Raw genomic sequence first — 16,024 nt, 5'->3', positions numbered from 1 at the left:
AGCCCTGGAGCCTCAGTCGAAGTGGGCCACGAGCAGGACGAGGTCCTCGGTGCCGTCCTCCGAGGGCCGCCCCACGGGTGCCGCCCGGCCGTCGGGACCGCCGGTTCCGCCGGTTCCGCCGGTTCCGTCGGGGAGGACCGTACGGAGCACATGGTCGGCGAGGGCGTCCGGATCGCCCCGGACGCCCTTGGGAGCGCTCGCCGCCGCCGTGTGCAGCCGGGCGAAGGCCCGGTCCATCGGCTCCCCGGTGCGGTGCAGCAGCCCGTCGCTGTAGAAGAGGAGCGTTTCTCCCGAGGACGGCTCGATCTCGACGCTGGGCGCCTCCCAGCACGAGAGCATCCCCAGCGGCGCGGACAGGGTGGTCTCCACGAACTCGGTGCGCCGCTCCCCGGTGAGCAGCGGCGGGCAGTGCCCGGCCCCGGCCAGCACCACTCTGCGCGTCCCGGGCTCGCAGTAGGCGAACAGGGCGGTCGCGGAACGGGCGGGCTCGGTGAGCCGCAGCAGCAGCTCCAGGTCGGACAGGACGGCGACCGGGTCCTCGCCCTCCATCACGGCGTACGCCCGCAGCGAGGACCGCAGCCGCCCCATCGCGACGACGGCGCTCGGGCCGGAGCCGGTGACTCCGCCGACCGAGAGCCCCAGCGCCCCGTCCGGCAGCGGCAGGGCGTCGTACCAGTCCCCGCCGCCGCGCGGACCGGGGTGGTGGCGGACGGCCAGGCGCACCCCGGGGACCCGGGGCAGCCGGGTGGGCAGCAGCTCCTCCTGAACGGTGGCGACGGCGGCGCGAGCGCGGGAGAGCTCGATCAGCCGGGCGATGTGCGCGGTGGCATAGCGGCAGTACAGCCCCACGAGGTGGCGCTGGCGCTCCCCCGGCTCGGCGGGCTCGTCGTACAGCCAGGCGGCCCCGCCGAGCCGCCCGGAGGGGCCGTCGGTGCCCATGGCGGCGGCGAGCCCGGACGGGTGCGCGGCGGAGGGCGCGGCGCCGCGCCCGTGGCCGGTGCCGGGGGCACTCGCGGTGTCGCAGGTGCCGGGGGCCAGGTGGTCGCCGGCGCCCGTGGGGGAGCCGAGGCCTGCGGGGGAGCTGACGCCCGCAGGGGAGTCGACGCCGGCACGGTCCGCGTCGGGGGCGGGCGCGGGGATGGCGGTGAGGCCGGGCGCGGTCCAGGGGCCGGCCCGGAACGGGTCCAGGGGTACGGCGTAGCTCGCGGAGAAGCCGAGCCGTGCGGCCACCTCGCGGTGGCGCGGGTCGAGGTCGGCCTCGCTCGCGATATCGGGGTGCGTGACCTCGGCGCGCCGCTCACCGCCCGGTCCCGGTTCGGGCAGTCCGTCGAGGAGATGACCGGCGGAGGCGGAGCCGTGCGGGATGGTCTCGATCTGGCCGAGGTCGGCGTGGCCGAGTCCCAGCCCCACGGTGGTCACCGGGCCGAGCCCGTCGGCCGGTTCCAGCGCGACGAGTCCGCGCCGGGCGCCGACCAGGGCCGCGCCCGCGCGCAGCAGTTCATGGAGCGCGTCCTCGAGCGTGACGGTCCGGACCAGCCGCTCGGTGAGCTCATGAAGGGTGGTGAGATCCGAGACCCAGCCCGCGAGCCGGTCCTGGACCCCGGAGTTGGGCGCGGCCAGGGGCGGAGTGATCGGGTCGGCAGTTTGCGTGGGCGCAGGGAGGGAAGGATCGATTCCAGCCACTTTCGGCGCGTGGGACGAGTTCATGGCCCGCTGCTTTCACCCGCCGGGTCCGGCTCGCTCAATAGCATCGCAAACCCCCTGTCGTGCTGCGCCGCTACTGTGCCGCTACTGTCTCCAGATGTAACGGACCGCAGATGCGATGTCCAGCATCGTCCCGGTGGTCTTGTTGGTGTCTGTGGGGAATTGAACTTGGCCGAAAAAAAGTCATTACGCCCGTCCGTCGCGGTCGACTGACGTCGTTCCACAGCGCGTCGTCTCCACCGCGACGGGTACACATCGGAGAGGGACAGGGGCAGTTCGGATCGTCCCGGAACCCTGCGGCCGGTCCAGGCGTCATACACGACGACGGCCGTGCCCATCCCCGAGTGGCGAGGAAGGCACCAACCAGGACGGCAAGCGCCATGCGCCCGCCACCCCTCGCCAGGTTCCACGCCCGGCCTGCGGCGTGATGCGCTGCCTTGTACGCGCAGTGACTTGTGATCCACCTGCTGTGACGGGCCGAACGATGCCGGACAGCGCCACGTAGTGCCAAGTGAAGTGCCATCTGAAGTGCCATGTAGTGCGACGGACAGCCCTCGGCGTTAACGGAAAGGAACGAGCGCTCATGCGCGAGATCCTCGGAAGGCGACGCAAGTTCTCGCTGCGGCGCGGCGCGCGGTCGCCGTTGCTGCGCGCGGCGCTCACCTGCGCCACCGAGTGGCAGTGGCCCGTGGTCCCGGGTGTCGGCCTCAGGGCCGGCGGCGGACGACTCCGGGTGTGCGGCTGCCCCGATCCGGAGTGCGCGGTCCCAGGCGGTCATCCGTTCGATCCCGTCCTCCTGGCCGCCACCACCGATGCGCGCATGGTGCGCTGGTGGTGGACCAACCGGCCCACCGCGCCCCTCCTGCTGGCCACCGGCGGCCACGCGCCCTGCGCGGTGAGCCTGCCCGCGGTCGCCGGAGCGCGGGCGCTGGCGGTCTTCGACCGGGCGGGCATACGGCTCGGCCCGGTGGTCGCCACGCCCACCCGCTGGTCGCTGCTGGTGGAGCCGTACTCCCTGGAAGAGCTCGGCGAGCTTCTGCACCAGAAGGACTGGGTGCCCAGCTCGCTGCGGTTCCACGGCGAGGGCGGCTATGTGGTGCTGCCGCCGTCGCAGACGGGTCCCGGGCGGGTGCGCTGGGAGCGGCCGCCGCTGCGCCGCTCCGGGCGGCCCTGGCTGCCTCAGGTGGCCACGGTGGTGGACGCCTTGGTCGAGGCGAGCACCAGCGCGCCCGACGGGGGCAGCCGGCTCGCCTACTGAGGGCGGGCCCCGGGCGCGGGGGTTCGGGGCCCGCTGAGCGCGACGCTCGGGTGTGTGTGGGGCCCGTGTGGGGCTCGGAGGCGCGGAGGGCGGGGAGGCGACTGCCCGCGCTCCGGGCTCCGGGCTCCTGACTCCGCGTTCCGGGATTCGCGTTCCGGCGTTTCGCGTTCCGGGAGCAACTGCCGCTTCCTGAGCAACTGCCGCTTCCGGGAGCAACTCCCGCGGTGCTGACGTCCGTTGGTCCGCCACCAGCGCTTCGTGGCACCGTCCGGACGCGGACATGGAAGCGCCCGGTCGCTGGCGACGGGGGATGCACCAGCGACCGGGCTTTTAGAACCGTAACAAGAGATCGGCCGTTAGCAAATTCGATCGCGGATTTCCGGACGCCTATTTGCAGGGCGTAACGGTAAGTTGTGAGCAGCGTCACATGTCCCGTCGGCCCCCTCCGGCCCTCAGGTGACGGTCAGCTCAGCGTCACCTGACGGTTGGTGAGTCCGCCCCGGGCGCGTCGCTGCTCGGGCGTCAGCGGGGCGTCGGAGGCGAGCGCCTCCGCGAGCCGCTCGGCGAGGTCCACGGCCGGCTTCTCGGTGTCCTCGGCGCTCATCCCACGTGGCAGGTCCCATACCGGCACCGTGAGCCCGTGGGCCCGGAAGGAGCCCACCAGCCGGGTGTTCTCACCGAGCGAGGAGGCGCCCGCGGCGTGCAGCCGGGCGAGCGCGTCGAGCAGCTTCTCCTCGGGGTGGGACATCACCCAGCGCAGGTGGTTCTTCTCGGGCGTCTCGCACCAGTAGGCGGCCTCCACGCCGGTGAGCCGGACGGTGGGGATCGCGGCCGCGTTGGCCCGCTCCAGCGACGCGGCGACCTCTCCGGTCGCGTTCGCGGCGTCCTCGAGCCAGAACTCGAAGCCCTCGTGCAGGGTCGGCGAGAAAGTGCCCTTCGGGTCGAGCAGATCCTGGAGTCGCGGACCGTCGCCCGGAGCCCGCTCGGCGGACACCGGGCTGCCCGGCTCGGCGGTCAGCGCCCGGCGCAGGGTGTCGGCCAGGTCCCGGCTGATGTCGCCGGAGGGCATGTCGTTCTGCAGGCCGAGCAGCACGGCGCCGTTGTCGCGGCGCAGCGCGGGCCACGCCATGGGCAGCACGGTCGCGAGCGTGACCGACGGAACCCCCTCGGGCAGCCCCTCGGCGAGGGTCAGCTCGACGGTGGCGGCGGGCACCAGCTCGCGCAGGGCCACCCAGTCGCATTCGCCGGGAAGCCCCTCGAAGGGGCGCTGCACCAGTTCGGTGACGGCGTGTGCGGCTTCCCGGCCGTGACAGGCTTTGTAGCGACGGCCCGAGCCGCACGGGCAGGGCTCCCGCGCACCCACCACAGGGATCTCGCCGTTGGCGACCTGTGGGCCTGTGGCCTTCGTCTGGGGGCGGCGCTTCTTGGCCATGGTGAGGCTGTCTCCCGATCGTGCGGCTCTGGGCTTGCTCGTACACCCGTGACGGACTGCGTACGGCCGTGACGGTGCCTTACGGCGCGTACGACTGGTACGGGCGCGAGCCTAGCCCTTTGGCCGAACCTCGTCGGCTCCATGAGCCGCGTCGGCTACGCGAGCTCGTCCAGATCGGCGAAGTCCAGCTCGCGATCGAAATCGGGATCGATGTTCGTGTCGATATCCGCGTTGATGTTCGTGTCGATGGTCGTGTTGATGTTCGCGTCGAGCCGTGAGCCGTTCGCGTCGAGGCTCGGACGCAGACCGGAGGCCAGCTCCGCACCCAGCGCGGGGGATAGATCCGTTGAAATCGTGACATGACGGGAGAAGCTGTCGTCAGCCGGAAGAAGGGCCCATACGGTGACTTCACCGATGCCGTCCCGCACGCCCCAGTCCTCGGCCAGCGACCTGATGATGTTCAGCCCGCGGCCGCCGCGGGCAGTGATCGAAGGATTGGCTGGAAGAGGTCTTGTGGGTCCTCCGCCATCCGTGACTTCGACCATCACTCGATCGTCTTCGTCGACACTCCATGCCGCCCGGACCGTGCCGCCACCATGGCCGGAACGCCAAGGGCTGCCATGTCGCCACGCATTGCTGAGTAGTTCTGAAAGGATCAATACAGCGTCGTCTATGACCGAATCCGATACCCCAGTCCTGCCCAAATCGCCACGCAACCACTGTCTTGCCGCGCGGACGCCCGCAGGACCATGGGGCACGGCCATGGTCGACGACGTCGGCACCTGCCGTGCCACCACCAATGCCACCCCCGAGACCTCCTTAGCCCCACGCCACGGGTTGGATGCCCCGCGGCACTGGAGCGGAAACCGGCCAAGTGGCATCGTGTGACGCACTCGTCACGATCGAATACGTACCGAACGCGCCGGTGCACGCCTTGTAATGCCCACTATGAGCGTCCGAGTTGGGACAGCACCCGTTTGGGGCGATTGGTGATCAGCGCGTCGACCCCGAGGCGGATGCACAGCTCGACGTCCTCTGGTTCGTCGACGGTCCATACGTGCACTCGGTGCCCCGCGCGCTGTAGCCGCAGCACATAGTCGGGGTGGTTCCGTACGATCCGGATGCTCGGCCCCGCGATCCGCACCCCGGCCGGCAGCTGGCCGTCCCGGTGGCGCGGCAGCATGAACTGCATCAGGTAGACGGTGGGGAGGGCGGGGGCCCCGCTCCGGATCCGGTTCAGCGAGCGTGCTGAGAAGCTCATCACACGGACGGGTGAAGGTGCGCCGGGTGGCGGCGTGTCCAGGCCGAAGCGGCGCAGCAGCGCGAGCAGCCGGTCCTCCACTTGGCCCGCCCACCGTGTGGGATGCTTGGTCTCGATCGCCAGTTCGATGCGGCGTCCGGCGTCGGCGACGAGCTCCAGGAGTCGTTCCAGGGTGAGGACGGAGGTGCTGTCGCGGCTGTCGCGGTCCGGCTCCTCCTTGTCGGTGGTCCGGCCCTTCCACGAGCCGAAATCCAGGGCCGCCAGGTCGGACAGCTCCAGTGCCGAGACCGCGCCCCGGCCGTTGGAGGTGCGGTTGACGCGGCGGTCGTGGACGCAGACGAGATGGCCGTCGGCGGTCAGCCGGACATCGCATTCCAGGGCGTCGGCGCCATCCTCGATCGCCTTACGGTAGGCGGCCAGGGTGTGCTCCGGGGCGTCCTCGGAGGCCCCGCGGTGGGCCACGACGGAGACGGTGTGCGGCCCGGGGCGGCTGTCCCGGGCAGGGCGCGCATAGGTCACCGCGTTATGGTGCCACCGCCCGGTGTGAGCCGGTGGACGCGGCCCCTCCGTTCGTTCGCACGGAATGGCGGTAGGGCGAATTGTCCGGGATAAAGGGTGGTAGTCCGCAGGGCCGCCGCTCCTTACGGCGGTCTGACGCGCTGTGGGAAAAGCTGACGACGGTAAGACGTACACGTGGGCCGTCGAGGAAATCTGTCGTGCACCTGAGGAGAGAGCTGTGAGCACCGAGAACGAGGGCTCTGCCGTTCCGCCCGCGCCCGGGCCGCATCCGGCCCCTCCGGCGTCGCACCCGAACCCGGCGGTGCCGCCCGCGCCGGACTACGAACCCACCGCGGGCGGGCGGCCTGCCGCACCGGAGGCGCCAATAGGCACGCCGCATGCGGCAGGGCCGTCGGGTGCCGCCGACCCCGCGCCGTCGGCCGCGCCCCCCGCCCAGCCCCCGTCGACGCCCCCGCCCGCGTCACCGGCCGCTCCCGCGGTCGTCCCGGCGTCGGCCGGCGCGGGCGACGGGTCCGGCGGCGGCGTGCCCGGCGCCTCGGGCCCCGGCCAGGACGCGGGACAGTCCAGCGCCTGGTGGTCGGCCGGGGGCGGACAGCCGCAGCCCGGCCCGGGTGACGGGCCGGGCGGACAGGGCGGCCCGGGCGGACCGTGGGGGACCGCACCCGTGCCGCCCTCCGGCCCGTCCGAGCGCAAGTCCCGCGGGCTGGTCGCCGCCGTGCTGGCCGCCGTGCTGGTCGCGGGCGGCATCGGCGGCGGCATCGGCTTCTGGGCCGCCGACCGGGAGAGCGACGGCGACACCACCACCGTCTCCGCCTACGGCAACCCCAAGACGGAGAGCCGCGCGCCCGGCTCGGTCTCCAGCATCGCCAACAAGACGCTGCCCAGCGTCGTCACCATCGAGGCCCAGGGCAACAACGGCGAGGGCGGCACCGGCACCGGCTTCGTCTACGACAAGCAGGGCCACATCCTCACCAACAACCACGTCGTCGCCTCGGCCGCCGACAACGGCAAGCTGACCGCCACCTTCTCCAACGGCAAGCGGTACACCGCCGAGGTCGTCGGCCGCGCCGAGGGCTACGACGTCGCCGTGATCAAGCTCAAGAACGCCTCGGGCGCCAAGCTCGACCCGCTGCCGCTCGGCAACTCCGACAAGGTCGCCGTGGGCGACGCCACCGTCGCCATCGGCGCCCCCTTCGGCCTCTCGGGCACCGTCACCACCGGCATCGTGAGCGCCAAGAACCGCCCGGTCGCCTCCAGCGACGGAGGCGGCGGCAACGCCTCGTACATGAGCGCCCTGCAAACCGACGCCTCCATCAACCCGGGCAACTCCGGCGGCCCGCTGCTCAACGCGGACGGCGGCGTCATCGGCATCAACTCCGCCATCCAGTCCGCCGGCAACGGCAGCGGCCTCGGCGAGTCCCAGCAGTCCGGCAGCATCGGCCTCGGCTTCGCGATCCCGATCAACCAGGCGAAGAACGTCGCCGAGCAGCTGATCAAGACCGGCCAGCCGGTCTACCCGGTGATCGAGGCCACGGTCAACATGAAGGACTCCAGCGACGGCGCCACCATCGCCTCCAGCGGCGCCGGCGGCACCGCCGCCGTCGTCCCCGGCGGCCCGGCCGACAAGGCCGGCCTCAAGTCCGGCGACGTGATCACCAAGCTGGACGACACGGTCATCGACAGCGGCCCGACCCTCATCAGCGAGATCTGGACCCACCAGCCGGGCGACAAGGTCACCCTCACCTACAAGCGCGGCGGCAAGCTGTCGACGGTGGATGTCACCTTGGGCAAGCGCAAGGGCGACAGCTGACACGCTAGGCTGATCCTCGCGCCACCACCGAGAGTGGCGCGGGGAGGCTTGCCCGAGCGGCCTAAGGGAACGGTCTTGAAAACCGTCGTGGCAGCGATGTCACCGAGGGTTCAAATCCCTCAGCCTCCGCGCAGGTCAGCGAACTAGCTGGTCGGAAGGGGTGCCCCTGGTTCAGGGGCACCCCTTCTGCGTGTCCGCCGTTTCCGGGTCGAGACGCTGGTGCCGGGCTCGAAGACGGGCCGGCGCTTGACGGGGACTCACGGATCGGGGGCGATGGACGCGTGGTCGGGACGGCGGCGCTGTGGCTGTGGTTTCGGCCGCTAACCCCGGTGTGGGGGACGACGACGATTTGGTGGGCGTCCTCGTAGACGATCCTTCCTGGGTTCGATGAGCTGAGCATCCGGCACTCGATCCCATGGGCGGTGAGGATACGCAGGTAGCCGTCGGCTCGCTGGATGAGTTCCCGGGACGTGGACTTGAACCAGGCGGCGGCTCCGGGGTGGAGTTCGTGGTCGTAAACCGTGGGGTCGACGGTGGAAGGGTCGGGATAGGCCGCGTTGTACCAGTCGTTGTTGGTCCGGCGGAAGCGCTCTTGCTCGGCGGTCAGCTTCCCGGCTCGGGCCAGGCCGTTGACCAGTCCGAAGACTCCGGTGTAGTAGCCGCGCGCGTTCCGGACGGTGCTCTGGAAGCGTACATAGGGGGCTGCGCCCGCAGATTCACTGGCTTCGCTGCTCTGCACGGTGACGAGGTTACGAGCCCGTCGCCGCGAATCTGGCCGAAAAGTGGTGGATGGGGGCTTGGTGCAGGTCAGGGCGGGGGGTTCGGCCGAGTGGGGGTGGGTTGGCGGGCGGGGATGGCGGAAGAGGGCTTTTAGTTGTAGCTAAAGGTGGGAACCTGTCGCTGAGGGGGCGATGCCCCATGGCCGGCACCATGCGCTGGGAGAGTGATGAGTGTGCCGTGGAAGAGCAAAGGTACGAAGGGGGAGGCTGCGGACCGTGCCGGGGCCCGGTTGGCGCGGCAGGCCACGGTGGAGGTCGCGGGGTTGCTGGGGAAGCGCGACATGAGCCGCGCGGACCTCGCCCGGCTCATGGACGTCAGCCCGGGACGGGTGAGCCAAATACTTTCCGGGGACGAGAATCTGACGCTGCGGTCCCTCGCGGCCGTGGCCGAGGCCCTTGAGCTGGACATCAAGATCAGCTTTGTGGAGCCCAAGGAGGACGGGGCTCGTCGGGCGCATGGGCTCGGCGATGGGTCCGATGCCTTTGTCTACGCTCCCTGAGTGCGTCGGTGTGCCTCGGATGGCCCTGATGGCCCTGACCCTGGTGGCGGCGCGCGCCCTGACCCCTGTTGGCGGCGCGTGGCGCCTGGTCAGGGGTGTGGGGCGCCCGTCGTGGCGAGTGGCCGTACGGCCAGTGCCTCGTCCCGGAGCCGCATCAGCTCCCGGTCGCCGCTCCGCTTGCCGGTGCGGTAGCCGAACTCCAGCATGCGCACGCAGGCGTCCATGGCCATCGCCAGGGCCTGACGGCGGTCCTCCGCCTCCTCCCGGGTCGGGGCGTGCAGCTCCGGCGCGAACTCCTGGACCTCGCGCTGCCGGCACCTCGCCTCGACGTCGGCCTCCACCTTGGCGGCGTCGTCCAGGAGTTGGTCCACCTCTTCGTACAAGGTGTTGATCGTCGTCTTGTCCTTGGTCGCGGAGGCGCAGCCGCGCAGGTGGCGGCGGGCCTCGAAGGCGAACATGCGCAGCTGGGCCACGTTCTCGAAGTCCCTGACCAGCCGGTGGCAGTGGATGTACATGTCATGTACCAGCCGCCGCTCCAGTTCGCTCAGCAGCACCGCGATACCCAGCGTGATCACGGCCACGAAGGGTGGTGTGGACTGCTGGCTCTGCTGCTGACGGACGCGTGGCGCCAGGGCGCCGCCCGCGGCGGCAGCGGCCACGGCGGGAGGCACATCGGCGGCGTGCGGCAGCAGCAGGACGATGGTGAGCAGCGCCGCCGCGCAGGTGCAGGCGATGATCCCGCAGCACAGCGCCGCGGACCGTACGGTCCCCAGCAGACGGCCCTTGTCGGCGAAGCGATGGACCAGCGAAATCCAGGTGACCAGCGCACAGACGCCCATGGGTAACACGGCGTCCGCGAACCACCCCTGTGCGTAGAGCTCGTGCAATGCTCCCCCCTCTCGCGCCTTGGTGCCGGTGCGCCGGAGGCGGCCGGCCGGTCACGGGGAGAGCGGGGATCCCTTCACTGTCCGCCTCAAGGGCGGAAGCGCCGGCGAGTGGGCGTGTGGTTGCTACGCCGTTCGGTCCCTACGCCGTTCGGTTCCTGTGCCGCTTGGTTCCTACGACGTTCGGGTTGCTACGTCGCCTGGTCCCTGCGCCGCTGGGTTCCTGTACGGAGCGCCTCGTCGCGTGGTCACGATAGTGCTCCTCGTTCCCGTAGCGCACGGATCACTGTCTGTGTACCGCTGGATCGCGCCGCCTCTGGCGTCCTGTCGTACGCCTGCCGCCCCAGCTCCGTTCATGCGGCCCAGCAGGCGTCAGGCCCATGCCTCCGGGGGCTGGAGGTGGCGGGCGGCGCTGCGGGCCGCGGAGGCGACGGTGGCGCGGGCCTCGTGCGGGGGCAGACCGGTGTCCAGCGCGGCCTCGATCAGGTCGGGGGCCAATTCCGGCCCGGCGCCCGTCTCGTAGGCGCGGCAGGCGGCCCAGAACAGCCGGACGTTGCGCTGGCCCTCCCGCGAGGCGCGGACGAACCGTACGAGTCCCGCCAGGGCCGCGGGACGGGGTCCGGGGGACGGCGGGTACGGGCGGGGGGAGGGGCGTGGGGGCGTGAGCAGGCGCAGCAGCGCGGGCGGGGCGGGCGCCGGGGCCCAGTCGGGGGAGCCGGGCGCGAGCCGGTAACTGCCATGTGAGCTGTACGAACCGGGGCCGACCAGATAGCCGCCCAGCCCGCGGATGTCGATGCCGGGGGCCAGCCGGCCGGCGGAGTTGGGGACGGTGAGGCCGGGCGGGCCGCACAGCCACAGATGGCGGCCGCCGCTCGGGGTGAGCACGGTGACCGTACGGGGGATGGCGAAGGCGTGCTCGCGGGCCAGCCGGGCGAGGGCGGCCGGACCGTCCGTGCCGGTCCTGGCGCTTGCACCGGTCTTGGCGCTTGTGCCGGTCCTGGCGCTTGCACCGGCCTTACCGCTTGCACCCGGCTTCCCGGGCTCCCCGGCCTGCCCGTCTTGCCGCGTCTGCCCGGCTCCACCGGGCTCCCCGGCCTGCCCGGCTCGACTGGTCGTGCCGCCCGCTTCTCCGGCCCCTTGATGCGCTCCGGCTCGTCCGTCCCTGAGGTCGAGGTCGACGCCGATGAGGTGGTGCGGGGCGCATCCGCAGGCGATGCCGTAGCCGGTGGCCCAGGGGGCCGCGGCGAACAGGGCGCGGATCGCCTCCGGGTCCGCCGACGCGTCATGGACACCGTGGCCCAGTCGGCCGCATTCGCCGTGACACGGCAGGGGCGCGGGGTCGTGGTGGTGGGGGGAGCGCACGGCGGGCAGTTTGGCGCGGGTCAGTGGGATCACGCGGAAGCCGTGGGCCGCGGCGGTCAGGGCGTGGGCGAGAGCATGGGCGAGTGCAGGGTTCGCCATGTCCTCCAGTTTCGGACAAGTGTTCGGTAATGGGAAGAGGGCTCGGCAAGCCGTCGAGGATGGCCGAAAGTATGCGGAACCGGTTCCCCTCCCCGTCCCGTTCCCGGACTCGATTCCCTGGCTCTTCTCGTCCTGCGCCCGGGCGGGGCGGCGCATCGGTGCGGGGCGGGGAGTGAGGGTGCATCCGGCGTTTAAAACAGGTTCATCATGCTTGCGTGGTAATTCCAGCGGCCCGCGCGCATCGTCCGGGAATCGGTGGGCAACTCTGCTTCCGCGACACTTCCCGAGCGTCGGGGGATCGGAGGGATCGACATGGCGGACATCCGGGTGAGTCTCGGCCGGCCGGTCCTCGGCTCCTGGGGCCTGCCCCGCTCGCGCGGGGGGAGATCGCCGCCCTCGCGGGCGCCCGCGAGGGGAAAGCGGGGGAGCCGGGGGTGGGGCATTGTCCGATCGATCTGAGTGAGCCGTGGTGATTCATTGAGCGAACGGGACGGGTGAGGTCGTAACGATCGCGCGATGGCGAATCAACGCCGTCGCGCGATCGTGCGTGGCGGGTGCGCTTCGGCATCCCGGTGTTCTTGACAGCGTCGATTTAGCTGACGGATAGTCAGAAAAGCTTTCTACGGCAGACATGCGGCAGGGGAAGCGATGACGCGTGACGAGCTGGATGACCCGCATGACCAGGACGAGCTGTACGGACGGCTGAAGGCGTACGAGGGACGGACGGCCTCGAGCGGCGGCAGGGGCAGGGACCCCGTCAACGAGCCCATGATCAGGCACTGGTGCGAGGCGATGGGCGACACCAACCCCGCCTACCCCGGCATCGCCCCGCCGACGATGCTCCAGGCGTGGACGATGGCAGGGCTGGCCGGGCGCCCCGCCGGTTCGGCCCGCTCCAACGCGTACCTCGAACTGCTGGCGCTGCTTGACCGCGCGGGCTGCACCTCGGTGGTCGCCACCGACTGCGAGCAGGAGTACCTGCGGCCGCTGCGTCCCGGCGATCAGATCACCTTCGACGCGGTCATCGAGTCGGTGTCGCCGCGCAAGACCACCAGGCTGGGCAGCGGGCACTTCGTCACCACCCGGATGAACGTCCGGGCCGGTGACGGGGGGCTGGTCGGCACCCACCGCTTCCGCATCCTCAAGTACGCACCCGCGACGTACACACCACCGCGAACGCAGTCGAAGCCGCCGACGAGGGCCGACCGTCCCCGCCGCCCCCGGCCCGTCGTCAACCGCGACAACGCGGGCTTCTGGGAGGGCGTCGCCCGGCATCAGCTGCTCATCCAGCGCTGCCTGGACTGCGCCGCCCCGCGCTTCCCCTGGCTGCCGGGGTGCGGGACGTGCGGTTCCCAGCGGTGGGAGGCGGTCGAGGCGTCCGGCGACGGCACGGTGTTCAGCTATGTGGTCATGCACCATCCGCCCTTCCCCGCCTTCGACCCGCCCTACGCGGTCGGCCTGATCGAGCTCGCGGAGGGGGTGCGGATGATCAGCGACATCACCGGCGTGCCGTACGACAAGGTGCGCATCGGCATGCCCGTCCAGCTGGAGTTCCTGCGTGTGGACGACGAGCTGGAGCTGCCCGTGTTCCGGTGCGCGGAGGTCTGAGCGACGGGCCGGGGGCGAGAACCGGAAGGACAGCCCCGACGGACGGCACGGACAGGGCAGACAGGGCACGGACACGGTACGGACGAGGAGGCGGTCGTATGACGGTGCGTACGGGCGATGAGCTGCCCCCGCTGCGCATCCCGATCACCCGGACCCTGATCGTCGCCGGCGCCCTCGCCTCCCGGGACTACCAGGATGTGCACCACGACCACGAGGCGGCCAAGGAGAAGGGCTCCCCGGACATCTTCATGAACATCCTCACCACCAACGGGCTGGTCGGCCGGTACATCACCGATCACTTCGGGCCGCGGGCCCAGCTCCGTAGGGTCGCCATCCGGCTCGGTGCGCCCAACTACCCCGGTGATGAGATGGTGCTGACCGGCGAGATCACCTCGGTCGTCGATGGCATGGCGGAGGTCGCGGTCACCGGCAGGAACGGCATCGGCCACCATGTGACCGGCAAGGTCACGGTGCGGCTCCCCGACGACGTCCCGCGTGCCCCGCGTGCCGACGACCCCACGACCACCGCCGACGCCCCCACACCCACCCCGGACGCGTCCCGATGAGCGCCCGCAAGGCGGACGCCCTGGGCGGCCGGGCCGCCCTCGTCGGGATCGGGGCCACCGAGTTCTCCAAGGACTCCGGCCGCAGTGAGCTGAAGCTGGCGGTCGAGGCCGTCCAGGCGGCCCTGGACGACGCGGGGCTCGCCCCGGCCGATGTGGACGGGCTGGTCACCTTCACCATGGACACCAGCCCCGAGATCACCGTGGCCCAGGCGTGCGGCATCGGCGATCTCACCTTCTTCTCGCGGGTCCACTACGGCGGGGGCGCCGCCTGTGCCACCGTGCAGCAGGCCGCGCTCGCCGTCGCGACCGGTGTCGCCGAGGTCGTCGTCTGCTACCGCGCGTTCAACGAGCGTTCCGGGCGCCGCTTCGGCTCAGGCGTACAGCACCGCGAGCCGTCCGCCGAGGGCGCCGCGCTCGGCTGGTCGCTGCCCTTCGGGCTGCTGACCCCGGCCTCGTGGGTCGCCATGGCCGCCCAGCGCTATCTGTACGCCTACGGGCTGACGCCCGAGGTTTTCGGCCATGTGGCCGTCACCGATCGCCGGTACGCCGCCACCAACCCGGCCGCGTACTTCCACGGCAAGCCGATCACCCTCGCCGACCACGCCGCCTCCCGCTGGATCGTCGAGCCGCTGCGGCTGCTCGACTGCTGCCAGGAGACGGACGGCGGCCAGGCGCTCGTGGTCACCAGCGTGGAGCGGGCGCGGGACCTCCGGCGTCCGCCCGCCGTGATCACGGCCGCGGCGCAGGGGGCAGGGCGCGGCCAGGAGCAGATGACGAGCTTCTACCGCGACGATCTGACCGGCCTGCCCGAGATGGGGGTGGTGGCGGGTCAGCTGTGGCGCGGCAGCGGGCTGACCCCGGCCGACATCGACGTGGCCGTCCTGTACGACCACTTCACGCCATTCGTGCTGATGCAGCTGGAGGAGTTCGGCTTCTGCGGACGCGGTGAGGCGGCCGGGTTCGTCGCCGAGGACGCGCTGCCGCTCAACACGCACGGCGGTCAGCTGGGGGAGGCGTATCTGCACGGGATGAACGGGATCGCCGAGGCCGTCCGACAGATCCGCGGCACCTCCGTCAACCAGGTGGCGGAGGCCGCCCGGGTCCTGGTCACCGCGGGCACCGGGGTACCGACATCCGGGCTTCTCCTCGGCGCAGACGGCTGAACCGTGCGCGTGTCGGCGGTAGCGGTCCGCCGATGTCCACCTTCACTCGTCATATGACCCGACGTAACCAGAGCAGATGGAAGGCCACGAAGGGCAGATGGAAGGCCACGGGCTGGATCGCCGGTCTGGTCGCGGCGCTGGCCACCTCGGTCGCCGGTGCCACCCCCGCCGCCTCGGCGGAGGTCCTCCCCGACCCCCGCCCCCTGGGCGCCAAGGTCTTCAAGGGCTGGGCCTTCGACACCTGCCACGCGCCATCCCTCGCCACCCTGCGTGCGTGGAACAGCTCGCGCTACCGCGCCGTCGGCGTCTATTACGCCGGCCGCGGCCGGGCCTGTGCGAGCCAGCCCCACCTCACCGTCTCCTGGATGCGCGGCGTCAAGAGCATGAAGTGGCGGGTCCTGCCCATCTTCGTCGGATCCCAGGCCCCCTGCGTCCGCAGCGCCAACAAGAAGCATGTGCCCATCGGCAGCAAGCCCTTCTCCCAGGGGCGCAAGGAGGGCAAGGACGCGGTGGCGCGCGCCAAGGCGCTGTCCATGAAGAAGCGCAGCGCGCTCTACCTCGACATGGAGGCGTACGACCTGACGCGGAAGAGCTGTGCCGCCAAGACGCTCTCCTTCATCCGCGGCTGGAACCGCGAGGTCCGCTCGCGCGGCTTCTTCCCCGGCTTCTACAGCAGCGCCGAGTCCGGGGTGCGCCATGTGGAGCAGGCCCGCCGGGCCGGGGTCCGTGACCTGCCCTCCGCGATGTGGTTCGCGCGCTGGAAGAAGAAGCCGTCGCTGTACGGGGAGCCGGTGCTGGCCAAGAGCGCGTGGAATCCGCACCGCCGCATCCACCAGTACAAGGGCAATGTCGACGTGACGCACGGCGGCCGGAAGCTGCGTATCGACCGCAACAAGGTGGACGCACCGGTCGCGATCATCAAGTGATCGCGGGGTGACCCACCGTCGGTCCCCCCCGGACAGCCTCCAGGCTCTCCCCGGGTACCCCTCCGGACACCCCCCCGGGGCGAACCCTGATCCTCCGTCCGCACCCTCCCCCCGCAGGAGGTGATGTTGGCACCACCCCTCCAACTTGAGACT

At 71.5% G+C, this 16,024-nt stretch carries 13 protein-coding genes, 1 tRNA gene and 1 pseudogene; 8 read left to right on the top strand and 7 right to left on the bottom strand.

Annotation, left to right across the window (positions count from 1 at the left end):
- Positions 1-12: 12 nt before the first annotated feature.
- On the bottom strand, positions 13-1,683 hold the full coding sequence (locus tag N6H00_RS19985; protein WP_268973152.1) for a GAF domain-containing SpoIIE family protein phosphatase: 1,671 nt from the start codon (positions 1,681-1,683) through the stop codon (positions 13-15).
- Between the two features lie 604 nt (positions 1,684-2,287).
- On the opposite strand from N6H00_RS19985, the gene N6H00_RS19980 reads away from it, so the two are divergent.
- A complete protein-coding gene (locus N6H00_RS19980) occupies positions 2,288-2,962 on the top strand; it encodes a bifunctional DNA primase/polymerase (RefSeq protein ID WP_268973151.1) in 675 nt (224 codons plus the stop codon).
- Positions 2,963-3,425: 463 nt separating this feature from the next.
- On the opposite strand, the gene N6H00_RS19975 is transcribed toward N6H00_RS19980, so the two are convergent.
- The 3 genes from N6H00_RS19975 to N6H00_RS19965 all read right to left on the bottom strand — a co-directional run bounded on the left by N6H00_RS19975 (position 3,426) and on the right by N6H00_RS19965 (position 6,174).
- Positions 3,426-4,394: a DUF5926 family protein gene (locus tag N6H00_RS19975; RefSeq protein ID WP_268973150.1), complete on the bottom strand. Its 969-nt coding sequence runs from the start codon at positions 4,392-4,394 to the stop codon at positions 3,426-3,428.
- Between the two features lie 155 nt (positions 4,395-4,549).
- The gene (locus N6H00_RS19970) at positions 4,550-5,287 is read right to left on the bottom strand and encodes an ATP-binding protein (RefSeq protein WP_443072985.1); all 738 of its coding nucleotides are present in this window, start codon (positions 5,285-5,287) and stop codon (positions 4,550-4,552) included.
- Positions 5,288-5,340: 53 nt separating this feature from the next.
- Positions 5,341-6,174, bottom strand: a complete 834-nt coding sequence (locus N6H00_RS19965) for a glycerophosphodiester phosphodiesterase (protein WP_268973149.1) — start codon at positions 6,172-6,174, stop codon at positions 5,341-5,343.
- Between the two features lie 217 nt (positions 6,175-6,391).
- Here N6H00_RS19965 and N6H00_RS19960 point away from each other — a divergent pair, with 217 nt between their 5' ends.
- Both N6H00_RS19960 and N6H00_RS19955 read left to right on the top strand, forming a co-directional pair.
- Positions 6,392-7,984: a S1C family serine protease gene (locus tag N6H00_RS19960; protein ID WP_268973148.1), complete on the top strand. Its 1,593-nt coding sequence runs from the start codon at positions 6,392-6,394 to the stop codon at positions 7,982-7,984.
- Between the two features lie 42 nt (positions 7,985-8,026).
- Positions 8,027-8,113: transfer RNA gene (locus N6H00_RS19955), tRNA-Ser, on the top strand.
- Positions 8,114-8,315: 202 nt separating this feature from the next.
- On the opposite strand, the pseudogene N6H00_RS19950 reads toward N6H00_RS19955, so the two are convergent.
- A pseudogene (locus N6H00_RS19950) lies at positions 8,316-8,723 on the bottom strand (hypothetical protein); the annotation flags it as partial.
- A gap of 207 nt (positions 8,724-8,930) precedes the next feature.
- On the opposite strand from N6H00_RS19950, the gene N6H00_RS19945 reads away from it, so the two are divergent.
- Positions 8,931-9,263: a helix-turn-helix domain-containing protein gene (locus tag N6H00_RS19945; RefSeq protein WP_268973147.1), complete on the top strand. Its 333-nt coding sequence runs from the start codon at positions 8,931-8,933 to the stop codon at positions 9,261-9,263.
- An 89-nt stretch (positions 9,264-9,352) separates the two neighbouring features.
- Here N6H00_RS19945 and N6H00_RS19940 read toward each other — a convergent pair whose 3' ends face one another.
- Together N6H00_RS19940 and N6H00_RS19935 are read right to left on the bottom strand one after the other, a co-directional pair.
- Positions 9,353-10,150: a hypothetical protein gene (locus N6H00_RS19940; RefSeq protein WP_268973146.1), complete on the bottom strand. Its 798-nt coding sequence runs from the start codon at positions 10,148-10,150 to the stop codon at positions 9,353-9,355.
- A 369-nt stretch (positions 10,151-10,519) separates the two neighbouring features.
- Positions 10,520-11,608, bottom strand: coding sequence for a bifunctional DNA primase/polymerase (locus tag N6H00_RS19935; protein ID WP_268973144.1), 1,089 nt, complete (start codon positions 11,606-11,608; stop codon positions 10,520-10,522).
- Between the two features lie 648 nt (positions 11,609-12,256).
- On the opposite strand from N6H00_RS19935, the gene N6H00_RS19930 reads away from it, so the two are divergent.
- The 4 genes from N6H00_RS19930 to N6H00_RS19915 all read left to right on the top strand — a co-directional run bounded on the left by N6H00_RS19930 (position 12,257) and on the right by N6H00_RS19915 (position 15,871).
- Complete coding sequence (locus N6H00_RS19930) at positions 12,257-13,216, top strand: bifunctional MaoC family dehydratase N-terminal/OB-fold nucleic acid binding domain-containing protein (protein ID WP_268973143.1); 960 nt, start codon at positions 12,257-12,259, stop codon at positions 13,214-13,216.
- 98 nt (positions 13,217-13,314) lie between these two features.
- Complete coding sequence (locus N6H00_RS19925) at positions 13,315-13,782, top strand: MaoC family dehydratase (RefSeq protein WP_268973142.1); 468 nt, start codon at positions 13,315-13,317, stop codon at positions 13,780-13,782.
- Positions 13,779-14,945 (top strand): lipid-transfer protein, encoded by a 1,167-nt coding sequence (locus tag N6H00_RS19920; protein ID WP_268973141.1) that lies wholly within the window; start codon positions 13,779-13,781, stop codon positions 14,943-14,945. The genes N6H00_RS19925 and N6H00_RS19920 overlap by 4 nt, the downstream gene beginning before the upstream one ends.
- Positions 14,946-14,998: 53 nt before the next feature.
- On the top strand, positions 14,999-15,871 hold the full coding sequence (locus N6H00_RS19915) for a DUF1906 domain-containing protein (RefSeq protein ID WP_268973140.1): 873 nt from the start codon (positions 14,999-15,001) through the stop codon (positions 15,869-15,871).
- Positions 15,872-16,024 lie beyond the last annotated feature (153 nt).

This window comes from Streptomyces sp. S465 (assembly GCF_026898115.1).
Lineage (GTDB): Bacteria > Actinomycetota > Actinomycetes > Streptomycetales > Streptomycetaceae > Streptomyces > Streptomyces luomodiensis.
This window is presented reverse-complemented; position numbering and strand designations above follow the sequence as displayed.